The sequence below is a fragment of the Mesorhizobium sp. B2-1-8 genome, assembly GCF_006442545.2.
Classification (GTDB): domain Bacteria; phylum Pseudomonadota; class Alphaproteobacteria; order Rhizobiales; family Rhizobiaceae; genus Mesorhizobium.
In genome coordinates, this window is the sequence record NZ_CP083952.1 from 1,772,713 (window position 1) to 1,795,784 (window position 23,072).

The following is a 23,072-nucleotide window of genomic DNA, read 5'->3' on the forward strand; positions in this document are numbered from 1 at the left end:
TAGTTCAAGTACGCTCGGCTCCGGTTCTCGGAAGCAGCCGTTTTCGACGCGGCCTGACCTGAATTTCAACACACCCTCGAGCTCTTCGAATTTTAGGAATTTTGATGACTGAACCGACGACACCGGAGACCCGGCTCTGGACCCCAGAGGGTTTTCGCGAAGACGAGTGGACCCATGCCGAGAGCGCCGATGCGCTTTCCGGCAATGGCCGCTTCATCCTGCCGTTGCAGGCGTTCCTCGATCTCGACCCGGAGGTGCGCCACTCGGCGAAGGAGCGGCTCGGCGTCCTGCTGCAGCCCGGCGATCAGCTGGAGAAGATCGTCGACCTGCTCGACCAGCTGTCGCTGGTGGCGCTGGCCTTTCCGGCCTTCGGCGACGGCCGCTCTTTCTCCAAGGGCGAATTGCTGCGCGGCCGCTATCATTTCACGGGCGCGCTGCGTGCCACCGGGCAGGTTCTGGTCGATCCGTTGCCGCACATGCTGCGGCTTGGCTTCGACGAGTTCGAGATCTCGAATCCAGTGCTCTTGAAGCGCCTGGAAGAGGGACGTACCGGCGGGTTGGGGCTTTACTACCAGCCGGCCGCCATAGCGGAGCCCAAAGGCCCGAAATATTCCTGGCGCCGGGTTCGCGGCAACTGACTCAGTTCTGCACGCCTATACCGTAATCGATATGATGAGGGCTGACGCCTGATTGCGCTGCTGGTCGAACCAGTGGGACTATTTTCGTTTTTCTATGAAGGGCCCCAAGGCCCCTTCAATCGGGGACGGCGTAAACTGGTCGTACCAATTGTGCGATTTGCGCTTTTCCCCACGTGATCCCGCCTTTAGGATAATGCTGTTATTTCGCGGCCGAAAATAAATTGCCAAAAGGGAGGAACCGGAAATGGCTGGCAAGAAGATACTGATGCTCGTTGGCGAGTTCAGCGAGGAATATGAGATTTTCGTCTTCGAACAGGCCATGCATGCCGTCGGCCACACCGTGCATGTCGTCTGCCCGGACAAGAAGGCTGGCGATGTGCTGAAGACATCGCTGCACGATTTCGAAGGCCACCAGACCTACAGCGAAAAGCCCGGCCACGATTACATCCTCAACAAGACGTTTTCCGAGGTGGATCCGGCCCAGTACGATGCCGTCTACGCGGCGGGCGGGCGCGGCCCCGAATACATCCGAATCGACAAGCGCGTGCAGGCGCTGGTGCGGCACTTCCATGAAGCAGGCAAGCCCATCTTCACCATCTGCCATGGCGTGCAGATCCTGATCGCGGTCGACGGCGTGGTGCGGGGCAGGGAGGTGGCGGCGCTTCACTATTGCGAGCCGGAAGTCACGCTGGCGGGCGGCATCTATATCGACGTCGCGCCGAACGGGGCCCATGTCGACGGCAATCTCGTTTCGGCCAAGGGCTGGCCGGGCCTGTCCAATTTCATACGCGAATGCCTGAAGGTGCTGGGCACCGAGATCCGCCATGGCGAGATCCTGATGCGTGACGAGCGGCAAGCGGCCTGAGGCTCTGAGAACCGGCTGCTCGTCCACGCTTCTCAATTCAGGTTGGAAAGCTTGGTGCTGTTTCCACGCCGGCCCTTCGGGCGTTGTTCGAAAAGCCAAGCAATTGGCTTTTCGTCCGCTGTGCGGACCACGCCTCACCTCGTCCCCGCGAACCGGGAAAAGGCAGGCGCTACAGCGCCGCGTGCGCCTCGCGGAACGATATCAGCTTGCTGCGGCTTTCGTCCCACAAGGCCAGTTTGACGCAGCGCAGGCTCTCAAGCAGCGTGATGCGGCCGATGCCGCGCAGCTCGGGATAGTCCCGCAGCACTTCCTGCAGCCGGTAGCCGGGCACCCTGGCGGAGAGGTGGTGGACGTGGTGAACGCCGATATTGCCGGTGAGCCAGTTCAGCACCGGAGGCAGGTCGTAGTAGGACGAGCCGTGCAGAGCGGCGTGCTGGAACTCCCATTCCTCATCCTTCGCCCACTCGGTCTCCTCGAACTGGTGCTGGACATAGAACAGCCAGATGCCGGCCGAACCGGCGAGAATGACGATCGGCAGATGGACGATCAGGAACGCGCCGGGACCGATGACCCAGATGAGGATGGCCGCGGCAAGCGCGATGCCTAGATTGGTGGTCATCGACGACACCCAGGGCGTCAAGCCGCCGCGCATCATGCCGATGGGCAGCCTTTGCGAAAAGATGAACAGCCAGATCGGCCCCAGGCCGAACATCACCAGCGGATGGCGGTAGAGACGATAGGCCAGGCGACCCCGCCAGGACATCTGCCGGTACTCGGCGACGGTCAACGTCCTGATGTCGCCCATGCCGCGCTCGTCGAGATTGCCGGCGCTGGCATGATGCGTGGCGTGGGCACGCCGCCAGCAGTCGTAGGGCGTCAGCGTCAGGATGCCCAGCGCGCGGCCGATCCAGTCGTCGGCATGGCGATTGGCAAAGAAGGAGCCATGGCCGCAATCGTGCTGGATCATGAAAATCCGCACCAGGAATCCGGCCGCGGGCAGGATGAGGATCAGTCCCCACCAATGACCATAGGCATAGGCCGCGGAAGACAGAGCCCACAGCGTGGCGAAAGGAATGAGGGTGATGGCGAGTTCGAGTGCGCTGCGCCGCCTGTCAGGCTTCTTGTAGCGCGCCAGGACCTTGAGCCAGGCGCGCTTGCTCTTGGCCGCCTCTTCGGGGGAAATCATGTTCATCAGAAAGCATAGGCAGGGTGTGCCGCCACCGCAAGACGATGATCACGTAAAGTTACTGTGCGTAATTGTCGCGTAAGGCTAGTCGACCCTCACTGCCCGTCGCCAGCCGACGTCGCCATCCTCGACCCGGTCGAGGTGATCGAGCAATTGCCCGAAGCGGTCCGGGATGTCGGCTTCGGTGCGGAAGGCTGGCAAGGTGCGCAGAAAGCGCTTCATCGCCTCGGCGCCGATCTGGCGCCGAACCTCCGCAGCGAGCCTTTCTGTTTTTTCGAGCTTGTTGCGGGTCATGGGTTCAAATCCTGCGTCGGTTCCGAAACTCCTCCAGCGACGGAATGGTTCCCGCATCACGGCGTTGTGGCAAGCAAAGCCGGCAAGCACGGTAAAATTTGAATTAAAATCGAACTGCGGCGTTGGCGCCTTCCAGGTCCTGTCAAAAGGTCCTTGCGGTCGCTTTCCCCTTGATTTTTGGCCTGCGAACCTCGATATCGGGCACAAATCCACACCATTCGAGATGACGGGAAACGGCGATGAGCGACCAGGCAAAAGACGAACGCGCGCCCAGTGAAGCCGAGGCGGCCGAGGCAAATACCGAGCGTACGGAAGGCGGCATCGACGGCGACTATGAAGCGCTTGTGCGGCTGCTGAAGGAAAATGAAGAGCTGAAGGACCGCGCGCTGCGCGTAGCGGCCGAGATGGAGAACCTGCGCCGCCGCACCGCGCGCGATGTGCATGATGCGCGCACTTATGCGGTGGCGAATTTCGCCCGCGACATGCTGTCGGTGTCGGACAATCTGCGCCGCGCGCTGGATGCCATTCCCGCCGAGGCCAAGGCGTCGGGGGATGCTGGCTTCAAGGCACTGATCGAAGGCGTCGATCTGACCGAGCGTGCCATGCTGTCGGCGCTGGAACGGCATGGGGTCAAGAAACTCGCTCCGGAAGGCGAGAAGTTCGATCCCAATTTCCACCAGGCGATGTTCGAGGTACCCAATCCCGATGTCCCGGCCAACACGGTGGTCCAGGTCGTGCAGCCGGGCTATTCGATCGGCGAGCGGGTGCTGCGCCCGGCCATGGTCGGCGTCGCCAAGGGCGGCCCGAAAATTGCCGCCGACGCGCCGGTCGAGCCAGGGCCGGTCAATGAGCAGGCCGAGAAGGATGCGTGAGGATAGTGAGTAGTGAGTAGTGAATAGGGGCCTGACACTAAGCTGCGGCTTCGTGCTATTCCGCTACTCACTACTCACTACTCACTACTCACTCAGCCCATGAACCCCATCGCCCTTCTCGATTATGCCGGAGTTGCCGTCTTCGCGGCGACGGGGGCGTTGGCGGCTTCGCGCAAACAGCTCGACATTATCGGCTTCCTGTTCCTGGCCAGTGTCACCGGCATCGGCGGCGGCACGCTTCGCGACGTCATCCTCAATCTACCGGTTTTCTGGGTCGCCAACTCCAGCTACGTGCTGATCTGCGCGGCGGTCGCGGTGCTGGTGTTCTTTGCTGCGCACCGTGTCGAGTCCCGCTGGAAATGGCTGCTCTGGCTCGACGCCATCGGACTGGCCGCTTTTTCGGTGATGGGTGCTGCCAAGGGGCTGGCCATTACCGGTTCGCCGGTCGTGTCCGTCATTACCGGCGTGCTCACCGCCACGTCAGGCGGCATCCTGCGCGATCTGCTGGCCGGCGAACCCTCGGTGCTGCTGAGACCGGAAATCTATGTTACGGCCGCTCTCGCGGGCGCTGCAATCTTCACGGCTGGCGACGTCACAGGATTGCCGCCGATCGTTTCAGAGCTGGCCGGCTTCGCCGCGGCGTTCGCGGTGCGCGGCGGTGCGCTCCGTTTCGGCTGGACGTTTCCATCCTACAAGAGCCGGCCCGGCCGGCGGCCGGAAGACATTCCGTGAAAGAAGGGAGTAGGGAGTAGGGAAATAGTCAGTAGTCGCCGAAGCGTGAATCGTGGCGTCTTCACTACTGCCTACTGCCTACTGCCTACTGCCTACTCGCTCACGCGGCGAAGCGCTGCGCTTCCCCGCCATAATAGTTGACGTAACGGGCGCCGATCTCCTTGACCGGCATCACGACGAAAATGTCGACCGTGGAGAATTCGCGGTCGATGACGCAACCATCGCCTATGCGAGCGCCTACCCGCAGATATCCCTTGACCAGAGGCGGCATCGCCGCGATCGCCGCCTTGGTGTTGACCGCCTCGATCGGCATCAGGTCCATGGAGCAATAGCGCCCGGACACCGCGCGCACGTCCCAGGCCGAGTTGGTGCGGCAATGATGGGCGAGATAGGTGAGCGCCTCGGCATGCGCGGCCGGCACGGTGCCGTGGAATGAGGCACAGCCGGTCATCACGCCGATTTCGTAGTGATTGATATAGGCCCAGATGCCTTGCCATAGCGCCTCGATGGTGCGCTTCGAACGGTATTCGGGCAAGACACAGGAACGGCCGAGTTCGAGGAAACGCTGTCCGGGATGGCGGGCGATGAGCTTGGTCAGCTCGAATTCGCCTTCGGAATAGAAGCCGCCGGCGGTTGCCGCGATTTCTTGCCGCAGCAAGCGATAGGTGCCGACGATGCGGCGGTGCTCAGGGCCGGAAAGCGTGGTATCGAGGACGAGCAGATGGTCGCAGAGCGGGTCGAAGCGGTCGGCGTCGCGACGGTCATGCGCCTGGAACAGATCCTTCCTGGCGCCAAGCTCGTCATAGAATACACGGTAACGCACTTCCTGCGCAGCCGCGATCTCGGCCTCGTTGCGGGCGAGCCGCACTTCGAGGTTGCCGATACGGCCGAGCGCTGCGCCTTTTATGACGGAATCGACATTACGTCCTGCGAGCAAGGCGCTGCTGGCGTTCGGCCGAGTGTCACATTCCGGCATAACTGTATGCACGAGTGATTCTCCTTCGAGCCATCCCTCTTGGCACGGGGATACGGTGTAGGTGCAACAGGATTGTGACAGTACCGTGATACGGCGTCGCGGGCAATACTTCGTCGGCTGGCGAAAACGGTCAACCGGCTACGTTGCGTCACAAGTCCCTGGGCGCGTCGCCTTCGCGGGCGCCGAAACCGGGCTGCTTTTTTGGTGGTCTTCGTCAGCCACGCACCGGGAAAAGGCGGCTCAGGCGGCGACCTGGCCTTCGACGGCGCTGACCAGCGCATCGGGGTCGAGCGGCTTGGTGACGAAGCCGCTGGCGCCGTGGGCAAGCACCGCATGGCGGGTCTTTTCCTGGCTGTCGGCCGACAGCACCATGATCGGCACGGGCGGGACGGATGTCTCCTCTTCATGGCGGCGGATCGCGGCAATGGCGTCCAGCCCGTCCATGACCGGCATATGCAGATCCATCAGCACCACGTCGAAGCGGCGGTTGTGGCTGGCGCCGGTGACCGCCTCGACGGCGGCCTTGCCGTTGCCGACCACCTTGACGCGATGCCCGGCCTTCAGCAGCGTTGCGCGGGCCAGCATGGCATTGATGTCGTTGTCCTCGGCGATCAGCACTGACAGGCCCTGCTGGCGTCCGCCTGACGGACGAAGTGCCGGTGCGCGGCGTTTTTCCGGCTGCGGCGGGGCGAGGACCGGTGCGTGGCTGCTCAAAAGGACACGCAAAAGTGTTCCTCCGCGCACTGGCCGGGCAAGGAATGTCGCGTAGCCGCTGGCGCGAAACTCGCCAAGCATGCCGCGTTCGGTGGGGGCAATCAGCGTGATGGCTTCGCAATTGGAGAATCCATGCTGGCGAAGCCGCTTGAGCAGCCTTCCGTCACTCTCTTCCATGGCCGCGTCGACGAGAAGCACGTCGCAGCCGTCGGCAAAGGAAGCGGCCTGAGCCACGGTGGTGGCGATGCCGGCCACGCCGCCATTGGCGCGGATGGTGCGGGCGATGGCGTCGGCCTCGACGGTGTTCTTGGACAGGATCACGGCGCGCCGGCCGGCAAGCGCGTCCTGCCGGCCCTGCGGCGGCTCGGTGGCCGACATGGCCGGGATTTCGAAGACGAATTCCGATCCCTGGCCAAGCCGGCTGGAAACCGAAATCGTGCCGCCCATGGCGGTCACCAGGCGCTTGGAGATGGCAAGTCCCAATCCGGCCCCGCCATGCGTGCGCGTCGAGGTGCCGTCGGCCTGCTCGAACTCCTCGAAGATGCGCTCCATGTCCTCGTCGCGCAGGCCAGGACCGGTATCGGCGATGGTGAAGCAGATGCGGTCGCTGATCTCGGTGCGGGCGCGCGCGACGCTGACCAGCACGCCGCCGCCGTCGGTGAACTTGATGGCGTTGCCGATGAGGTTGAGCAGCACCTGCCTGACCCGGCCCGGATCGGCGGTGATCAATTGCGGCACGTCCGGTTCGACATGGCAGCCGAGGCCAATATTCTTGGCGAAGGCGCGCGCGGCCATCAGTTCGATGATGTTGTCGGCGATCTCGCGCACGGACATGGGCTGCGGTTCGGGATCGAAGCGTCCGGCCTCGATCTTGGAATAGTCGAGCAGGTCCTCGATCAGGGCAAGCAAGGCGCTGGCCGAGGTCGAGATGGCGCCGACATAGGTCTGCTGCTCCGGCGACAGGCTGGTGTCGGCGAGCAGCCTGGCCATGCCCATGATGCCGTTCATCGGCGTGCGGATCTCATGGCTGACGGTGGCGAGGAAGCGCGACTTTGCCTGGCTTGCGAACTCTGCCCGCTCGCGCGCGGTGATCATGGACGATTCGGCGCGCTTGCGTGCGGTGATGTCGCGGGCGATGGCGCGATGCGAGACGGCATTGCTGTCCTTGTCGCGCACCGATAGCTCGATCCACGAGAACCAGCGCGGGCCGGTCGGCGTGCGGATGGCAACGTCGGTGGAACTCAGGCATTCATGGTCGGAGAAAGCAGCATCGGGAACGAGGCCGACCTCGATGCCGAGCTCGGCAAGCGTCTTGCCGGCAAGGTCGCGTTGGTCGGTTTCGACGAGGTCGGCGAACACCTTGTTGGCATAGACGATGTAACCGTCGCGGTCGCGATGGATGACGAGATCGCCGAGCGCGTCGATGAGACCGCGAAAGCGCTCCTCGCTTTCCTGCATCTCCCACATGCGGTCGGCCAGCGTCTCGATCTCGGCGCGGTTGCGGGCGGTGGTTTCGTCGAGCAGCACCGTACTGCGGCGTACGCTGCGTCTGGCGTGCAGGTGCATGGCCAGGCCGGCAAGGCCGGTTACCAGCAACGCCAGACTGATGAAGGCCGGCGCCCCGGTCAGGTAGGAGAGGCCGGCCAGCACCAGAACGGCAACGAAGGTCAGTATCGGCAGGCCTTCGCGCTTGGCCGGCTGCTGATCGGGCACCAGCGGCGGCGCGGCGATAAACCGCCGCACGGATGCCGGCGCTTGCGCCGGCGCCGCATCGGTGTCGTCGCCAGCGTCGGCCTGCTGGCTGTCGGATTCCGCGATCATGCGAAATCCATTGCCAGACAGAGATTATGGAAAATTGCGGGGGATCGTTCGAATTTTAGCGGATCGGGCATTTTTGACCCGGCGGCGACGGATTTGCCAGCCGATGTGGCAATTCCGTCCGGCGCCTGCGATCCCTGTGTCGGTCACATGTCGACGACGACGCGACCGCGGATCTTGCCATCGACGATGTCGTGTGCCGCACCGATGATGCCGTCGAAGCCGATGGTCGTGGACAGGCTGGCAAGCTTGTCGACATCGAGATCGGCGCCGATGCGCCGCCAGGCCTCGAGGCGTACGGCCTTCGGCGCCATCACCGAATCGATGCCGAGCAGCGAGACACCGCGCAGGATGAAGGGAGCGACGCTCGACGGCAGATCCATGCCGCCGGCCAGGCCGCAGGCGGCGACCGCCCCGCCATAGGAGGTCATCGACAGAACGTTGGCCAGCGTGTGACTGCCGACCGAATCGATGCCGCCGGCCCAGCGCTCCTTGGAGAGCGGCTTGGCAGGCTGGTTGAGCTCGTCGCGCGATATCACCTCGGCGGCGCCAAGGTTGATCAGATAAGGGCTTTCGGCATTGCGGCCGGTCGAGGCGATAACATGGTAGCCGAGGCTGGACAGGATCGAGACCGCGACCGAACCGACGCCGCCGGCGGCGCCCGTCACCACGACAGGGCCGCGATCGGGCAGGATGCCGTGCCGCTCCAGCGCCATGACACAGAGCATGGCCGTGTAGCCGGCGGTGCCGACCGCCATGGCATCATGCGCGCTCATGCCTTCCGGCAGAGGCACCAGCCAGTCGCCTTTGACGCGGGCGCGCCCGGCATAGGCGCCGAAATGGATTTCGCCGACGCCCCAGCCGTTCAGGATGACCTTGTCGCCCTTGCGCCACTCGGGATTGGAAGAGGAGATGACGGTGCCGGCGAGGTCGATGCCCGGCACCAGCGGCCATCGGCGGATCACCGGCGCCTTGCCCGATATGGCCAGTCCATCCTTGTAGTTCACCGTCGTCGCCTCGACCGCGACGGTGACGTCGCCCTCCATCAGATCGGCGTCGGTGAGATCGGTCACGGCGACCGACTGTTTTTTTTCGGCATCGCGCGAAACGAGGATGGCTTTGAAGGTTTCGGTCATCTTTCTCTCCGCGAACTTGCTTGGCGTCTGACTGTGCGGCGATGGCCGCTTGGGGTCAATCTTTGGAAGGCTTGGCGTTCGAAGGTTTCGGTTCACGCCGCCAGCCGATGAGTTCGTCGAAGACGACCAGTGCCGCGCCCACGGAAATGAAGGCATCCGCAAGGTTGAAGACGGCGAAGGACCAGACCGGCGTGTGGAACAGGATGTAATCGATGACATGGCCGTAGACGGCACGGTCGATCAGATTGCCCACCGCGCCGCCGATGATCAGCGCAAAGCCGATGCGGGTGATGACGTGGCCCGATGGCGTCCGCGTGGCAAGGTAAAGCACGAAAGCCACGACCAGCACGGCGATGACCACGAGGCCGGTGTCGCCGAAGGAGGAGAACATCGAGAAGGCGATGCCCGTATTATAGGTGCGAAACAGCGCCAGGAAGGGCAGGAGGTCGAGCTTTTCCTGGAAGGGCAGGCCGGCCTCGACCAGTGCCTTTATCCATTGGTCGAGCGCGATGGCGACGATGACGAGCAGCGCGTAGGGAGACCATGATTTCACGATTGGGCAACCCTCATTGCTGGTCCGGGATTGGTTCGAGCTTCAGCGCGCCGCGCCGGATCTCGAACAGCATGATGCCGGTGGCGACCGCGAGATTGAGCGAATCGGCACGGCCCGCCTGCGGAATCCTGAGCAGCCTGTCGCAGCTTGCCGTCAGGCTTTCGGGCAGGCCCTGTTGCTCATTGCCCATCATCAAAAGTACTGGCCCGCGGGAAAAATCGACCGAGCGGTAATCGACCGCGCCCATCAGATGCGTGCCGGCGACGAGACCTGAAAAGCCGCCGCGCCAGGCAAGGAATGCTTCGGTCGTTGCCTTCGCCACTGGCACGGCGAAGATCGATCCCATGGTGGCGCGTACCGTCTCGACGGAAAACGGATCGGTGGTGTCGCCGACCAGAATGACGCCCTTGGCGCCGACGGCATCGACCGTGCGAATGACGGTGCCGAGATTGCCGGGATCGCGCACCCGGTCGAGCGCCACCCAGACGTCGCCATTGTCGGCACGGATGTCCTTCAGGGCCAGGAATTTTTGCGAAAAGACGCCGACCACCATTTGCGGATTGTCACGGCGGGTGATGGCGACAAGCACCTTTTCCGACACTTCGAGCACGGTACCCCCGGCTGCAACCGTGCGCGCCGCGACTTTTTCCACGGCCGCGTTGCCGCGTCCGGCCTTGGCGAAAACAAGCGTCCTGATCTGCCAGCCCAAGTCGAGCGCGTCGATGACCAGCTTCAGCCCCTCGGCCATGAAGGCGTTCTGCTGGTCGCGGAATTTCTTCAAGGCGAGCGCCTTGATGTCCTTGACCAGCGGGTTGGCGAGGCTGGTGACTTCCTTCACCTGGCCAGGCGCGCCGGCGTGCCGTTCGTTCATGTCAAGCCACCCAGCGCGAAAACAGTGAAGTCGAAAGCGCCCGGCCGGCGGACTTTTCACGGATGATCAACTCACCCGATTCGACCTTGCCGCCCATGCCGGCGAAGGTGTCGCGCATCAGAGCGTGGATGGCGAAGAAGGAGGCGCGGATCGAATAGGCGGTCAGTACCACGGCAAGCGGCTTCGGGGTCAGGATCGAGCGACAGAGGTCCGTCAGATCAGGCAGGTCCTCGAACAACTGCCAGACCTCGCCCTTGGGGCCGCGGCCATAGGCCGGCGGATCGAACAGGATGATGTCGTAGCGGCTGCCGCGACGCTCCTCGCGCTCGGCGAACTTCACCGCGTCGTCGACGATCCAGCGGATCGGCTTGGCGCCAAGGCCGGCCATCTCCTGGTTCTCCCGCGCCCAGCCGATCGCCTTCTTCGAGGCGTCGACATGAGTGACCTCCGCGCCCGCGCGCGCGGCCACCAGCGAGGCAAGGCCGGTATAGCCGAACAGGTTGAGCACCTTGACCGGCCGCCTGGCCGCCACGATCAAGCCCGCCATATGGTCCCAGTGCGAGGCCTGCTCGGGAAAGACGCCGACATGGCGAAACGAGGTGAAACGGCCGAGATAGTCGATGCCGTCATGCTTCATCGGCCAGGTTTCGCCTAGCGGTGTCTTGGGAAAACGCCAGCGGCCGATGCCTTCCTCGTCGGTGTCGCCGGTGAAGATCGCGTCGGCGCGCTCCCAGTCCCTTGCCGGCAGGGCCTTCTGCCAGATCGCCTGGCCCTCGGGGCGCACGATGCGGTAGGGGCCGTATTGTTCGAGCTTTTGGCCGGCGCCGCTGTCGAGCAGCGCGTAGTCCGCGTTGGGAGCTACCTCGAGGATTACCGGAAGTTGCTCAGCGGGCAGCGCGCCTTCGCGGCGGGCGAGGATGCGCGGCGCGGATTTCGGCTGGTTTTCCGGTTTCACATTGTGCTGTTCGCGCGGCCTGGGATCTGGCTTGACCGCGGACCGATTCTCGGCGGGGCGCGGCTCTACGGTCCCGCTCTTCGCTGGGTGCGGTCGGCCGTCGCGGCGTTTGTCGCGAAAAGACTTCAAGAGGCAGCTTCTCCGGCGGTTCGGCCCGCTTCTGCCACAGCTATGCCCATCGGCGCAACAAACCCGCGCAACATTGCGATTGCGAACGGCTCAGCCACGCCCGATCGAAAGCAGGGCGACAAGCAGCGAAACGAAACCGGCAGCCTTGGCCGCCGTGACCGCCATGTGGCCGGTCTCCCAGCGCAGCCGTATGGCTTCGAAATTGTCGGGAATCGGGCCTGGCACCCAGGTGGCGAGAACGTTATTGGCCGCTTTGACGAGAACGAACCAAAGCACGAGGGACAGCGCATAGAGCAAGGTGGCGGCGAGTGCGAACGAGAACGCCGACCGATCCTCGCGCAGCAGCCATGCCAGCAGTCCCGGGCAGGCGACCGCCGCGACATCCAGCGGCGCGCCAACGATTGCGAAGAGCAGGAACTGGCCATTGAAAACGGTCGCCTCGCGCCAAAGCGCCGGGGACCACCGGGTGAGCCGGGGCGCCGATTCCAGGACATGGGCGAAGGACGGTCCGAGGCTGAGCGCAGCGATGGTGGCGGTCAAGACAGACCAGAACAGCAGGAAGCCATGTATTCGCATGACGCAACAACGGTTCCGGGCCGAAGCCGTTCCTAACCGTCGCCACTTGCCGTTGCCTCAGCCCTGGCCCTTATCGTCGTCCATGTCCCGTTCCGAACGCCTGCTCGATCTGATCAAGTCGCTGCGCCGGCACCGCTGGCCGGTGAGCGGGCGGGTGCTGGCCGATGATCTCGGGATTTCGGTCCGCACCTTTGTGGCGCGGCCGATTTCGCCCTGATCGCAGGGGCGATGGGCGCCAAACTCGCTTGAGCTAGCCTCTGAGCGCCTTGTAGACGGCAATGCCGGCGGCCAAGTCCTCGAGTGCTGCGCCAACCGACTTGAACAGCGTAATCTCGTCAGGGCTACCGCGGCCTTGCTTCTGGCCGCGCGTCAGTTCGTGCAGGTCGGCGACGATGGCTTCCGGTTTCAGCACGCCGGAGGCCAGTGGCTGGACGATGTCGCCGGCCTCCTTGGTGGCGCCGGCGCGGGTGTCGACATAGACGCGGGCGCGCAAGATCGCCTCGTCATCGCTTTCGCGCATCGTCGGGGTAAAGCCGCCAACCAGATCGACATGGGTCCCTGGCCGCAGCAGTGCGCCCTTGATCAGCGGCGTGGTGGTGATTGTCGCCGAGGAGACGATGTCGGCCTGGCCAAGCTCGGCATCGAGATCGGTCGCGGCGCTGGCTGCGAAGCCCTCGGCGCGCAGCTCGGCCGCGACTTTCTCGGCGTTGGCCGGGGTACGGTTCCAGATGCGGATGGTCTTGATTGGCCGCACGGCGCTGTGCGCCTTGGCCAGGAAGGGTGACAGCGCGCCGGCGCCGACCACCAGCAGCCGCGAGGCATCGTCACGGGCGAGATAGGATGCCGCGAGCGCCGAGGCGCAGGCCGTGCGCCACTGCGTCAGCCGCTGGCCGTCGATCAGCGCTTCCGGTTCGCCGGTGCCGCCATCGAGCAGGAGGTAGAGCCCCATCACGGCGGGCTTGCCGATCGCGTTGTTGTCGGGCGAGACGGTGACGATCTTGACGCCGATATGGCCGCCGGCGGAACCGCCCGCGGCGTGAAAATCGGTCCAGGCCGGCATCAGCAGCAGGGTCGACGCCGCACCGTCGGGCCTTTCGACCGCATGATGATGCCTGACTGGCTGCACCGCGCCCTCGCGAAAAGCCGCGCGCAGCGTCTCGACCAGTCCAGGAAAGGTCAGTGCACGATCGACCTCCGCCGCCGAAATGGTCAGCATGAAAAGCTCCGTGAAAAGAAATGCGCCGGCCGGCGCTTCAATTGGTGGGCTTCGGCAATGCTGACCCCTGGGCTGACCCCTGGGCTGATCCTTGGACCGGGGCTTGCGGCATTGAAGGCGCGCGGACCGCCTGGCGCAGGTTTTCGGCCTCGACGCCACGCTGGCGCGCCAGCTTGCGGTAGCGGCCCTGCTTGACCCAGGTCGCCAGGCTGCCGACGATCATGCCGATGGCGAGCGCCAGGAACAGGAAGATGAACAGAGGCAAGGTCAGCGTCAGCTTGGGATTGCCGGGGTTGAACGGGTCCAGCGTGAAGGCGACGAGTTCGCGGTTGGCGACGGCCAAGGCGATCAGGATGATCGCCAGGGGCACGAAGACCACGATGAGCATGAAACGATTGAGCATGATAATTTCCGTCGCAAGCCGGCCGGGACAAGGTCGTCCGGCTACTTGCCGCCGTTCAGCCTTTCACGCAGTTCCTTGCCGGTCTTGAAGAACGGCACCCATTTCTCCTCGACCTCGACGGATTCGCCGGTGCGCGGGTTGCGGCCGGTGCGGGCGGGTCGGTTCTTCACCGAAAAAGCGCCGAAACCGCGCAATTCGACCCGGTTGCCCTCGGCAAGCGCGTCGGTGATTTCATCGAAGATCGCGCCGACGATGTTTTCGACGTCGCGCAGGAAAAGATGCGGATTGCGCGTGGCAATAATCTGCACAAGCTCGGACTTGATCATCAGACGGGTCCCCGTGAAAGCAGTTCGGCCAAAATTATCAGGATGATTTTATTTGCTTTTTCAGCTGTCCCAACGCGTCTCAAGGGTGCCAGACGGAAACGAGACCGTCAAGAAACAAGCGGTCGGCGCCAAGTTCGTGGATGACGTCGCCGCCGGAGTCCGGCAGGCCGAGCGCGCCGGCGATGGTGTGTGCCATCGCCTTCGAGAACAGGAAACCGCCGCGCCGTTCCGTGTCCTTCCACTCGACCACCTTGAGCTTGGCATCGACACCCTTGGTCGCCAGCCAGTCGATCGCCACGGATTCGCCGCCGACGGCGTCGATCAGCCCGTTGGCAACACCCTGGCGGCCGGTGAAGATCGAACCGTCGGCGAGCGCCAGCGCCTGTTCGTGGGTCATCTTGCGGCGTTCCGCGACGATGCCGACGAACCAGTCGTAGCTGTCGAGGATGAGCTTGCGGACCATGGCGCGCTCGTCGTCATTGGTCGGCTTGAAGGGCGAGGGTGAGGCTTTGAGCGGCGAGGATTTAACCTCCTCCAGCTTGACGCCGAGCTTGTCCATCAGGCCGCTGACGTCAGGATACTGGATCAGCACGCCGATCGAGCCGACGATCGAGGTCTTGCGGGCGACAATATGGTCGGCGGCGCTGGCGATCATGTAGCCCGCCGACGCGGCGAGCGTGCCGACCTCGGCCACGACAGGCTTGTCGGCGGCGAGCTTGCGCACCTCCTCGTAGATCGATTCCCCGCCGACGGTCGTGCCGCCAGGAGAATCGACCACCAGGATCACGCCCTTTACTTTCGGCGACAGGCGGATGGTCTCCAGCCGCTTGATCAGTTCGTCGTCCTCGGTGATGGTGCCTTCGATCCTGACCTTGGCGATGTGGTCGACGGCGGAGCCGCCGAAATCGTCGCCATAGAACCATGCCGACAGCGCAATCACCCCGAGCGCCACGATGCCAAAGGCCGCAACGCGCCAGAAAGTCAGCTTGCGCCGCAAGCGGCGGCGGTCGATCAGGTCGTCGGCTCTCAATGCCATCGTCAGCCTCACACTCAGCGGGAAGAGACGCTTTTAGACCATGATGTCTTCATCGGGAAGCAGTTCCGTCCGCACATGGCGCGGCAATCCGCGCACGACGGTCCACATGTTGTCTGTTTTGTGACTGGCCTGTACGAGCGACGCAAGGTAAGTGGGAAGAACTTCGGTGATGAAAAAAGACGCAAGCACGTCTATTTCTGCTATGAAGCACTGGCTGTTGCGCCGACCCGGGTTTCGTTTGTGCAATGGCAGCTGTCACATTTTTGCGGTTTTCGTCGGCTTGTGCTTGCGTGAGGGCGCTGGCGTCCCACCTATAGGCGGTGCTCCCGGGGCAGGGTTTTAGAAGAAAGCAGTCATGTTAGCGCGACCGAATGAACCGACCAGCCCGGAGACGGAGTTGGCTCTCCCGGCGGATGGCTGGACGCGGGGCGAGGCTTTCAATCGCGCCCAGCGCCATTCGCGCCGCGTGCGCGTGCTCAAATTCGCCGTGCCCTTGGCCGCCGCGTTGATCGCCGTCGCTTTCCCGGTCTATTCCTATTTCGCCGCCCCTGTTTCCGTCGCGGTACAGGCCGAAGGTACCGCCTTCTCCAACGGCAAGCTGGTGATGGCCAATCCCAAACTCAATGGTTTCACCAAGCTGAAGCAGCCCTATTCGATGACGGCGCTGCGGGCGATACAGGATGTGAGCACGCAAGGCATCATCGAACTCGAAGGCATCGACGCCAAGGTGCCGATCGCTCCCGACAATGTCGCGGCTGTAAAAGCTTCGCGCGGTACCTACGATCGCGACGGCAACACGATGAAACTGAACAGCGACGTCACCATCACCACGACCGACGGCATGCAGGCGAAGTTCAAATCGGTCTTCCTCGACATGGGCAAAGGCACTATGAAGACGGATGATCCCGTCGATGTCAGCCGTGGCGGGTCGCAGATCACGGCGGATTCGATGTCGGTCCAGGACAATGGCAAGATCCTGGTGTTCGAGAACAAAGTTCGTGTCAATATCGATCCCGCCGTTCTGAAGGCGGCTGAGGCAAAGGGCGAAGAAGCGAATGTGGCTCACTAGTTCGACACGGCTTGCGGCCGCGACTTCGGCGCTGTTCCTGCTCAGCCTGGCGCCGTCGCTGGCGCAGTCGGGGGCGGCCAGCCAGGTGTCGGGTCTCAAACTGGCCGGCGACAAGCCGATCCAGATCGAAAGCGACAAGCTGGAAGTCCACCAGGCCGACAGTGTCGCCATCTTCACGGGCAATGTCACCGTCGTTCAGGGGCCGACGCTGATGAAGGCCGGCAAGATGATGGTCTACTACGTCAAGGATCCCAACGCGGGTACGAAGGGTACCGAAGCCGCCGGGGCGGCAGCCATGACCGGTTCGGCCAACATCGATCACCTGGAGATTTCCGACAAGGTCTACATCAAGTCGGATCAGCAGGTTGCGACCGGCGATCAGGGCAGCTTCGACATGAAGAGCCAGGTGCTGGTGCTTTCGGGCAAAAAGGTCGTCCTGTCGCAAAACGACAATGTCCTGGTCGGCTGCAAGCTCACCGTGCAGATGAAAAGCGGGCTCGCCCAGGTCGATCCATGCGCTGGGCAGCGTGTCCAGATGTCGATCACACCTCCGCCGAAATCGGATGCGTCGAAATCGGGAGCGACGAACCCCTGATGGTCAGCCTGTCGTCGCTGACGGCGCGTCTCCCGGGACGGGCCGCAGGCAAGCTTTCGGCTCCGGCCACCGTCACTGTCGACAAGGCGAAGTTCAAGGGAACCTTGATCGCCAAGGGTCTGACCAAGAGTTACAAGGGCCGCAAGGTCGTCAGCGGCGTCACGCTGGGCGTGCGCGCCGGCGAGGCCGTCGGGCTGCTCGGCCCCAACGGCGCCGGCAAGACGACCTGTTTCTACATGGTCACCGGCCTGGTGCCGGTGGATGAGGGCACGATCGAGATCGACGGCTTCGACGTCACCTCGATGCCGATGTATCGGCGCGCGCGCCTCGGCATCGGCTATCTGCCCCAGGAGGCCTCGATCTTCCGCGGCCTCAATGTCGAGCAGAACATCCGCGCCGTGCTCGAAGTGGTCGAAAGGGATCGAAAGGTCCGCGAGCGCAACCTCGACGAACTGCTCGAGGAATTTCACATCAGCCATCTGCGCAAGGCACCGTCCATGTCGCTCTCGGGCGGCGAAAGGCGGCGCCTGGAAATCGCGCGCGCGCTGGCGACGCGCCCGGCCTACATGCTGCTCGACGAACCCTTCGCCGGCATCGATCCGATCGCCGTCGCCGACATCCAGCAATTGGTGCGTCACCTGACGGCGCGGGGCATCGGTGTCCTCATCACCGACCACAATGTGCGTGAGACGCTCGGCCTGATCGACCGTGCCTATATCATCCATGCCGGCCAGGTGCTGACCCATGGCCGCGCCGACGAAGTGGTGGCAAATCCGGATGTGCGGCGGCTTTATCTCGGCGAGGGTTTCACGCTCTGAGACCTTCACCGTCTGAGACGGCGAACCGCCCCGTCTCTTTTTTCACGGAATTCCGATCGGAAAGCCATTCTTTCCCGGCTCCTGGAATCGCTCTCAGCGTGAAATTTGTTTCCTGACACGATTTTTTACGCGCCGACGACCTGTTTTCCGCGATTTTGATCCGGAATAACGCTCCGGTAAGCGAGTTTTGCTAGGCTTTGCCTTGACAAGCAAAAGCCGGGCCAGTTTCTATGGCAGGCTGGGAAATTCATTCCGGAAGTCCGGACGCGTAGAGGAGGCGTTTGAAACCGAATCATGGCATTAGCGGCGAAACTACAGCTCCGACAGTCGCAGTCGCTGGTGATGACGCCGCAGCTGATGCAGTCGATTCGGCTGCTGCAGTTCACCCATGCCGAGCTCGAGCATTTCATCGACGAGGAGATCGAGCGCAACCCGCTCCTGGAGCGCGCCGAGCCGCAGGACGATGCCGCGAGCGATCAGGCGCAGAAGCCCGAGGCAGAGCCGCAAGCGGCCCCCGATGGCGACTGGTTCGAGAACGAGACGGCATGGAGCGCAGAGGCGATCTCGGAAAAGCTCGATGCGTCCCTGGAAAACCTGTTTCCCGATGATCCCGGCACCAGCGAGCGGCTCGGACCCGACCTGACGGCGCAATGGAAATCGGCTTCGGGCAGTGGCGGCGGCTCCTCGTCCGAGGGGCTCGATGCCGGCGATATGGCGGCGAGCGCGATCACGCTGCGCGACCATGTCGGCGAGCAGATCGCACTTGCCTTCACCGATCCCGTAGGGCGGCTGATCGCCGGAGAGCTGACCGACGGGCTCGACGAGACCGGCTATGTCCGGGCCGATCTGGCGGAGATCGCCGCGCGGCTTGGCATCGACGGCGTGGCGGTGGGCAAGGTGCTGGCCGTATGCCAGACCTTCGAACCGGCCGGCCTGTTTGCCCGCGATCTCGCGGAATGCCTCTCCCTGCAGCTTGCCGTGCGTGACCGGCTCGATCCGGCGATGAAGGCGCTGGTCGCCAATCTGGAACTGCTGGCGCGGCGCGATTTCCAGACGCTGAAACGGCTCTGCGGCGTCGACGAGGAGGATTTGCTCGACATGCTGGCCGAAATCCGGGCGCTCGACCCGCGGCCGGGCATGGCGTTTTCGGGCGGCGCCAGCGACTCGATCGTCGCCGATGTCGAGGTCCGGGCTGCCAATGACGGCAGCTGGACCGTCGAGCTCAATGCCGAAACGCTGCCGCGCGTGCTGGTCGACCATATCTATTTCGCCCATGTGTCGCCGCACGCGAAAAACCAGGCGGAGAAGGACTTCTTGGCCGAGTGCCTGCAGAACGCCAACTGGCTGACACGCAGCCTCGACCAGCGAGCAAAGACGATCCTCAAAGTGGCCTCGGAAATCGTGCGCCAACAGGACGCTTTCCTCGTCCATGGCGTACGCCATCTGAAGCCGCTCAACCTGCGCACGGTGGCAGACGCCATCGGCATGCACGAATCGACGGTCAGCCGAGTCACCGCGAACAAATACATGCTCACCCCGCGCGGCGTGTTCGAGCTGCGCTATTTCTTCACCGCCTCGATCGCGGCCTCGGGCGGCGGCGACGCGCATTCCTCCGAAGCGGTGCGTGATCGCATCAGGCAAATGATCGACGAGGAGAAGCCCGTCGATGTGTTGTCGGACGACGCTATCGTCGACATGCTGAGGGAAAGCGGCGTCGATATCGCCCGGCGCACGGTCGCCAAGTACCGGGAAGGCATGAATATTCCCTCGTCGGTGCAACGCCGGCGCGAGAAGCGGGCGCTCGCCAGCGCCGGCCGCTAGGCGTTCGCGATTTCCACAGTTTTCGAGTTTCATTGACAAGCCACGGTGAAGTGGCTAGAAGCCCGCCCGCATGAGATGGGCTTGATGCCCGCTAGCGGATGGTCCGTCACGACAATGACCCGGGACGGTCAAGAAGGCGGCTTGTGATCAACCGGAAAGTTCGGATTTAAATCGGCGCGAGTGACGCCGCAAAGCTTGTGCGCACGGATCACGAGTATAAACTCGGGCCAGTTTGAAGCCTGAGCAAGGAAGGTCAGTTTTCAGATGAATCTGCGCATATCGGGAAAGCACATGGATATCGGCGATGCGTTCCGCACACGCATCAACGATCGTGTCGGCGAAGCGATCGGCAAATATTTCGATCGCGGCTTCGCGGGACACGTCACCGTCATCAAGTCGGGCTCGCGCTATTCGGCGGATTGCATGATTCGGCTGGATTCCGGCGCCTCGCTGCAGGCCACGGGCGATGCCCAGGATCCGACGCTCGCCTTCGAGGCCGCCGCCGATCGGCTGGAGACCCGGCTTCGGCGCTACAAGCGCCGTCTGAAATCGCACAATTCGGGCAATGCCAATGGCGAGTTGACCGACATTGCCTATACCGTGATGGCACCGCTTGCCGATGACGATGAGGAGATCCCGGAGGATTTCGCACCGGCCATCGTCGCAGAATCGACCATGACGCTGAAGACCATGTCGGTGGCGTCGGCGGTCATCGAGCTCGATACCAAGGACAGTCCGGTGGTTGTTTTTCGCAATGCCGGAACCGACCATCTCAACATCGTCTATCGCCGGCCCGACGGAAACATCGGCTGGATCGATCCGTCCACGACCAAAGTCGCACAGGGATAAAAGCCGGCCGCACGAGGGGTGGGGACTGGCGCGGCAGGCGAACAAGGATTTTCAAGCATGGATCTGAGCGATCTTATCAGCGTTCCGGCGATTTTGCCGGCGTTGAAGGCGAACTCCAAGAAGCAGCTTCTGCAATTGCTGTCCGAGCGGGCAGCGGCGATTTCGGGCATTCCGGAACGGGAGGTGTTCGACACCATCCTGCAGCGCGAACGCCTGGGTTCGACGGGCGTCGGCAACGGCATCGCCATCCCGCATGGCAAGCTCGCCGGCGTGAAGCGCATCGCCGGCGTTTTCGCCCGGCTGGAGACGCCGGTCGATTTCGAATCGCTGGATGACCAACCGGTCGATCTGGTGTTCCTGCTGCTGGCGCCTGAAGGGGCGGGTGCCGATCACCTCAAGGCGCTGTCGCGCATCGCGCGCGTGCTGCGCGACGCCGACACGGTGGCCAAGATCAGAGGGACGCGTGATGCCGCGGCGATCCACGCGCTTTTGTCGGATACGCAGGCCTCGCACGCGGCCTGAAGCCATCTTTTTTAAGGTATCGCCCCAAGGGCCGCCGTGAGCGGCCCTTTCGTTTCCGTCAACCGCCCGCCTTAGTGAATGGCGACGGTGGTCAGGTCGTTTTCCATGGCGCCGGCCAGTGCGCGGTCACGCGCATCGGAAAGCAGGATCGGCTGGCCGTTGGCGCCAAACAAGGCCCACAGCTCCATGCCGGGCGCGATTTCGCCGATGTTGGGGAAGCGGCCGAGCAGTTCGTCGCTCGAGACCTTGCGCAGATAGGCGACCGAGCCCTCGCCGAGATGGGCGAATTCGCCGCTGGTCATGGTGATGGTTTCGTCAGTTCTGGTCATTTCAAGCCTCCTTGGCGCGAGGACGCCGCTCAAGGCCATCCCGCATAAGAGCCATCAGTGAAGATCAGTCTTTCACCGATATATTTATTTTTCGTACCAGCCGTTCGGACTCCGGCCGATCGAGATCGATCGACAAAAGGCCGTTCTTCAACTCTGCCGCGATCACGCGCATGCCGTCGGCCAGCACGAAGCAGCGCTGGAACTGGCGTGCGGCAATGCCGCGATGCAGGAATTCGCGTTCGGTGTCGTCGGTTTGACGGCCGCGCACGACCAACTGGTTTTCCTCCGTTGTCACATCGAGATCGCTTTCGGCGAAACCGGCGACGGCGAGCGTAATGCGTAGCCTCTCGGCCTTGCCGTCGGCACCGCTGAGGCGCTCGATGTTGTAGGGAGGGTAGCTGTCGCCGGACTTCGCCAGACGCTCCAGGGTCTTTTCCATGGCGTCGAAACCCAGAAGAAGCGGGCTGGAGAAAGGCGTCATTCGGCTCATGTTACACTGTCCTCTCAAGAGCGACATAAACTGGAAAAACCCAAATGGCATTTTTCCCGATGGCCTTGATATGGTCCGCCCCGCGGCGAACTTCAAGCCACCAAAAGACCCGCCCAAAAAGACCAATCGTGGACTCACAGGAATATTCGACATGGCGCTTGAAACGACGCGCGGATGCAAGGAGAAGCGCGCAGGCCGGGACCGTTCCCCGTCAAGCGGTTCGGCGGCTTGCAGCTGGTTGGCGTCTTTCGGGCGCATGATTGGCCCGGTGAGCTGATGGCCAGCCAAACAAGGAATTGAAATGCCCCAACCACGCAAGATCATCATCGACACCGATCCCGGCCAGGACGATGCCGTCGCCATTCTGTTGGCGCTCGGCAGCAGCGAACTGGACATCATCGGCATTACCGCCGTTGCCGGCAACGTGCCGCTGAAACTGACCGAAAAGAACGCCCGCAAGATCTGCGAACTGGCCGGCCGGCCCGATATCAAGGTCTATGCCGGCGCCATCCGTCCGCTGGCGCGCGAATTGGTCACCGCCGAGGAAGTGCATGGCAAGACCGGTCTCAACGGGCCGCAACTGCCGGAACCGACGATGAAGCTGCAGGAGCAGCATGCCGTCGATTTCATTGTCCAGACGCTGATGAAGGAGGAGAGCGGCACTATCACGCTTTGCCCGCTCGGGCCGCTCACCAACATAGCGCTGGCATTGATCCGCGAACCGCGCATTGGACCGCGCATCAAGGAAATCGTGCTGATGGGTGGCGGCTTCTTCGAAGGCGGCAACGTCACGCCGACCGCCGAATTCAACATCTATGTCGATCCACAGGCCGCCGATCTGGTCTTCAAGTCCGGCATCCCGATCGTGATGATGCCGCTCGACGTCACCCACAAGGCGCTGACCACGTCCAAGCGCATCGCGGCCTTCCGCAAGCTTGGCAGCAAGGTCGGCATCGCCACGGCGGACATGCTCGAATTCTTCGAGCGTTACGACGAGGAGAAGTACGGCACCGACGGCGGGCCGCTGCACGACCCCTGCGTCATCGCCTACCTGTTGAGGCCGGACCTGTTCAAGGGCCGCAACTGCAACGTCAGCATCGAGACGGCCTCGGAACTGACCATGGGCATGACCGTGATCGACTGGTGGGGCGTGACCAAGCGGGCAAAGAACGCCATGGTGATGCGCGACATCGACCATGACGGGTTTTTTGCCTTGCTGGTGGAGAGGCTGGGGCGGCTTAACTGACGTTTTGGACAGGCGACAAGCGCGCCTTGTCACTAGC

General features: G+C 63.3%; 26 protein-coding genes and 1 pseudogene. 12 read left to right on the plus strand and 15 right to left on the minus strand.

Going from position 1 to position 23,072, the window contains the following annotated elements; all coding sequences use genetic code 11:
• Positions 1-104 precede the first annotated feature (104 nt).
• Together FJ970_RS08705 and FJ970_RS08710 are read left to right on the plus strand one after the other, a co-directional pair.
• Complete coding sequence (locus tag FJ970_RS08705) at positions 105-638, plus strand: DUF934 domain-containing protein (protein ID WP_140756296.1); 534 nt, start codon at positions 105-107, stop codon at positions 636-638.
• A gap of 244 nt (positions 639-882) precedes the next feature.
• A complete protein-coding gene (locus FJ970_RS08710; RefSeq protein ID WP_140756294.1) occupies positions 883-1,503 on the plus strand; it encodes a DJ-1/PfpI family protein in 621 nt (206 codons plus the stop codon).
• A 169-nt stretch (positions 1,504-1,672) separates the two neighbouring features.
• On the opposite strand, the gene FJ970_RS08715 is transcribed toward FJ970_RS08710, so the two are convergent.
• A complete protein-coding gene (locus FJ970_RS08715) occupies positions 1,673-2,695 on the minus strand; it encodes a fatty acid desaturase (protein WP_140756292.1) in 1,023 nt (340 codons plus the stop codon).
• Positions 2,696-2,773: 78 nt separating this feature from the next.
• Positions 2,774-2,983: a hypothetical protein gene (locus tag FJ970_RS08720; RefSeq protein WP_140756289.1), complete on the minus strand. Its 210-nt coding sequence runs from the start codon at positions 2,981-2,983 to the stop codon at positions 2,774-2,776.
• Positions 2,984-3,222: 239 nt separating this feature from the next.
• Here FJ970_RS08720 and grpE point away from each other — a divergent pair, with 239 nt between their 5' ends.
• Positions 3,223-3,855 carry a nucleotide exchange factor GrpE gene (gene grpE, locus FJ970_RS08725; RefSeq protein WP_140756286.1) on the plus strand — a complete coding sequence of 211 codons (633 nt, stop codon included), beginning with the start codon at positions 3,223-3,225 and terminating at the stop codon, positions 3,853-3,855.
• Between the two features lie 99 nt (positions 3,856-3,954).
• Entirely contained in the window at positions 3,955-4,587 is a 633-nt protein-coding gene (locus FJ970_RS08730; RefSeq protein WP_140756284.1) for a trimeric intracellular cation channel family protein, read from the plus strand.
• A gap of 100 nt (positions 4,588-4,687) precedes the next feature.
• Here the strand turns inward: FJ970_RS08730 and FJ970_RS08735 are convergent, their stop codons facing one another.
• The 7 genes from FJ970_RS08735 to FJ970_RS08765 all read right to left on the minus strand — a co-directional run bounded on the left by FJ970_RS08735 (position 4,688) and on the right by FJ970_RS08765 (position 12,315).
• The gene (locus FJ970_RS08735) at positions 4,688-5,563 is read right to left on the minus strand and encodes a GNAT family N-acetyltransferase (protein ID WP_224613688.1); all 876 of its coding nucleotides are present in this window, start codon (positions 5,561-5,563) and stop codon (positions 4,688-4,690) included.
• 240 nt (positions 5,564-5,803) lie between these two features.
• Positions 5,804-8,098 (minus strand): PAS domain-containing hybrid sensor histidine kinase/response regulator, encoded by a 2,295-nt coding sequence (locus FJ970_RS08740; protein ID WP_140756280.1) that lies wholly within the window; start codon positions 8,096-8,098, stop codon positions 5,804-5,806.
• A 143-nt stretch (positions 8,099-8,241) separates the two neighbouring features.
• Positions 8,242-9,231, minus strand: coding sequence for an MDR family oxidoreductase (locus FJ970_RS08745; protein WP_140756277.1), 990 nt, complete (start codon positions 9,229-9,231; stop codon positions 8,242-8,244).
• Positions 9,232-9,286: 55 nt separating this feature from the next.
• Entirely contained in the window at positions 9,287-9,784 is a 498-nt protein-coding gene (gene lspA, locus FJ970_RS08750; RefSeq protein ID WP_140756275.1) for a signal peptidase II, read from the minus strand.
• Between the two features lie 13 nt (positions 9,785-9,797).
• The gene (locus FJ970_RS08755) at positions 9,798-10,655 is read right to left on the minus strand and encodes a TrmH family RNA methyltransferase (RefSeq protein WP_140756273.1); all 858 of its coding nucleotides are present in this window, start codon (positions 10,653-10,655) and stop codon (positions 9,798-9,800) included.
• A gap of 1 nt (position 10,656) precedes the next feature.
• The gene (locus FJ970_RS08760; protein ID WP_140756271.1) at positions 10,657-11,739 is read right to left on the minus strand and encodes a class I SAM-dependent rRNA methyltransferase; all 1,083 of its coding nucleotides are present in this window, start codon (positions 11,737-11,739) and stop codon (positions 10,657-10,659) included.
• Positions 11,740-11,829: 90 nt separating this feature from the next.
• On the minus strand, positions 11,830-12,315 hold the full coding sequence (locus FJ970_RS08765) for a DUF1772 domain-containing protein (RefSeq protein ID WP_140756269.1): 486 nt from the start codon (positions 12,313-12,315) through the stop codon (positions 11,830-11,832).
• 82 nt (positions 12,316-12,397) lie between these two features.
• Between FJ970_RS08765 and FJ970_RS08770 the strand changes: the two are divergent.
• Positions 12,398-12,505: pseudogene (locus FJ970_RS08770) on the plus strand (transcriptional regulator); the annotation flags it as partial.
• Between the two features lie 60 nt (positions 12,506-12,565).
• Here the strand turns inward: FJ970_RS08770 and FJ970_RS08775 are convergent.
• The 4 genes from FJ970_RS08775 to sppA form a co-directional block, all read right to left on the minus strand.
• Positions 12,566-13,531: an ornithine cyclodeaminase family protein gene (locus FJ970_RS08775; protein WP_140756267.1), complete on the minus strand. Its 966-nt coding sequence runs from the start codon at positions 13,529-13,531 to the stop codon at positions 12,566-12,568.
• A 37-nt stretch (positions 13,532-13,568) separates the two neighbouring features.
• Complete coding sequence (locus tag FJ970_RS08780; protein WP_140756265.1) at positions 13,569-13,934, minus strand: DUF1049 domain-containing protein; 366 nt, start codon at positions 13,932-13,934, stop codon at positions 13,569-13,571.
• Between the two features lie 41 nt (positions 13,935-13,975).
• Positions 13,976-14,260 (minus strand): integration host factor subunit beta, encoded by a 285-nt coding sequence (locus tag FJ970_RS08785; protein WP_006200394.1) that lies wholly within the window; start codon positions 14,258-14,260, stop codon positions 13,976-13,978.
• A gap of 79 nt (positions 14,261-14,339) precedes the next feature.
• Positions 14,340-15,296, minus strand: a complete 957-nt coding sequence (sppA, locus tag FJ970_RS08790; RefSeq protein WP_140756263.1) for a signal peptide peptidase SppA — start codon at positions 15,294-15,296, stop codon at positions 14,340-14,342.
• A 355-nt stretch (positions 15,297-15,651) separates the two neighbouring features.
• Here sppA and lptC point away from each other — a divergent pair, with 355 nt between their 5' ends.
• The 6 genes from lptC to ptsN all read left to right on the plus strand — a co-directional run bounded on the left by lptC (position 15,652) and on the right by ptsN (position 20,970).
• On the plus strand, positions 15,652-16,365 hold the full coding sequence (gene lptC, locus FJ970_RS08795) for an LPS export ABC transporter periplasmic protein LptC (protein ID WP_140756261.1): 714 nt from the start codon (positions 15,652-15,654) through the stop codon (positions 16,363-16,365).
• A complete protein-coding gene (locus FJ970_RS08800) occupies positions 16,352-16,960 on the plus strand; it encodes an LptA/OstA family protein (RefSeq protein WP_140756259.1) in 609 nt (202 codons plus the stop codon). Before lptC ends, FJ970_RS08800 begins: the two co-directional genes overlap by 14 nt.
• Positions 16,960-17,778 (plus strand): LPS export ABC transporter ATP-binding protein, encoded by an 819-nt coding sequence (lptB, locus tag FJ970_RS08805; protein WP_140756257.1) that lies wholly within the window; start codon positions 16,960-16,962, stop codon positions 17,776-17,778. The genes FJ970_RS08800 and lptB overlap by 1 nt, the downstream gene beginning before the upstream one ends.
• A 294-nt stretch (positions 17,779-18,072) precedes the next feature.
• Positions 18,073-19,599 carry an RNA polymerase factor sigma-54 gene (rpoN, locus tag FJ970_RS08810; protein WP_140756254.1) on the plus strand — a complete coding sequence of 509 codons (1,527 nt, stop codon included), beginning with the start codon at positions 18,073-18,075 and terminating at the stop codon, positions 19,597-19,599.
• Between the two features lie 264 nt (positions 19,600-19,863).
• Positions 19,864-20,448: a ribosome hibernation-promoting factor, HPF/YfiA family gene (hpf, locus tag FJ970_RS08815; RefSeq protein WP_027143036.1), complete on the plus strand. Its 585-nt coding sequence runs from the start codon at positions 19,864-19,866 to the stop codon at positions 20,446-20,448.
• 57 nt (positions 20,449-20,505) lie between these two features.
• The gene (gene ptsN, locus FJ970_RS08820) at positions 20,506-20,970 is read left to right on the plus strand and encodes a PTS IIA-like nitrogen regulatory protein PtsN (protein WP_019861194.1); all 465 of its coding nucleotides are present in this window, start codon (positions 20,506-20,508) and stop codon (positions 20,968-20,970) included.
• A gap of 71 nt (positions 20,971-21,041) precedes the next feature.
• Here ptsN and FJ970_RS08825 read toward each other — a convergent pair whose 3' ends face one another.
• Positions 21,042-21,299 carry a DUF1150 family protein gene (locus FJ970_RS08825; protein ID WP_015315721.1) on the minus strand — a complete coding sequence of 86 codons (258 nt, stop codon included), beginning with the start codon at positions 21,297-21,299 and terminating at the stop codon, positions 21,042-21,044.
• Between the two features lie 64 nt (positions 21,300-21,363).
• Entirely contained in the window at positions 21,364-21,789 is a 426-nt protein-coding gene (locus tag FJ970_RS08830; RefSeq protein ID WP_013893014.1) for an Hsp20 family protein, read from the minus strand.
• 301 nt (positions 21,790-22,090) lie between these two features.
• Here FJ970_RS08830 and FJ970_RS08835 point away from each other — a divergent pair, with 301 nt between their 5' ends.
• A complete protein-coding gene (locus tag FJ970_RS08835; RefSeq protein WP_140756252.1) occupies positions 22,091-23,035 on the plus strand; it encodes a nucleoside hydrolase in 945 nt (314 codons plus the stop codon).
• The last annotated feature ends 37 nt before the right edge of the window (positions 23,036-23,072 follow it).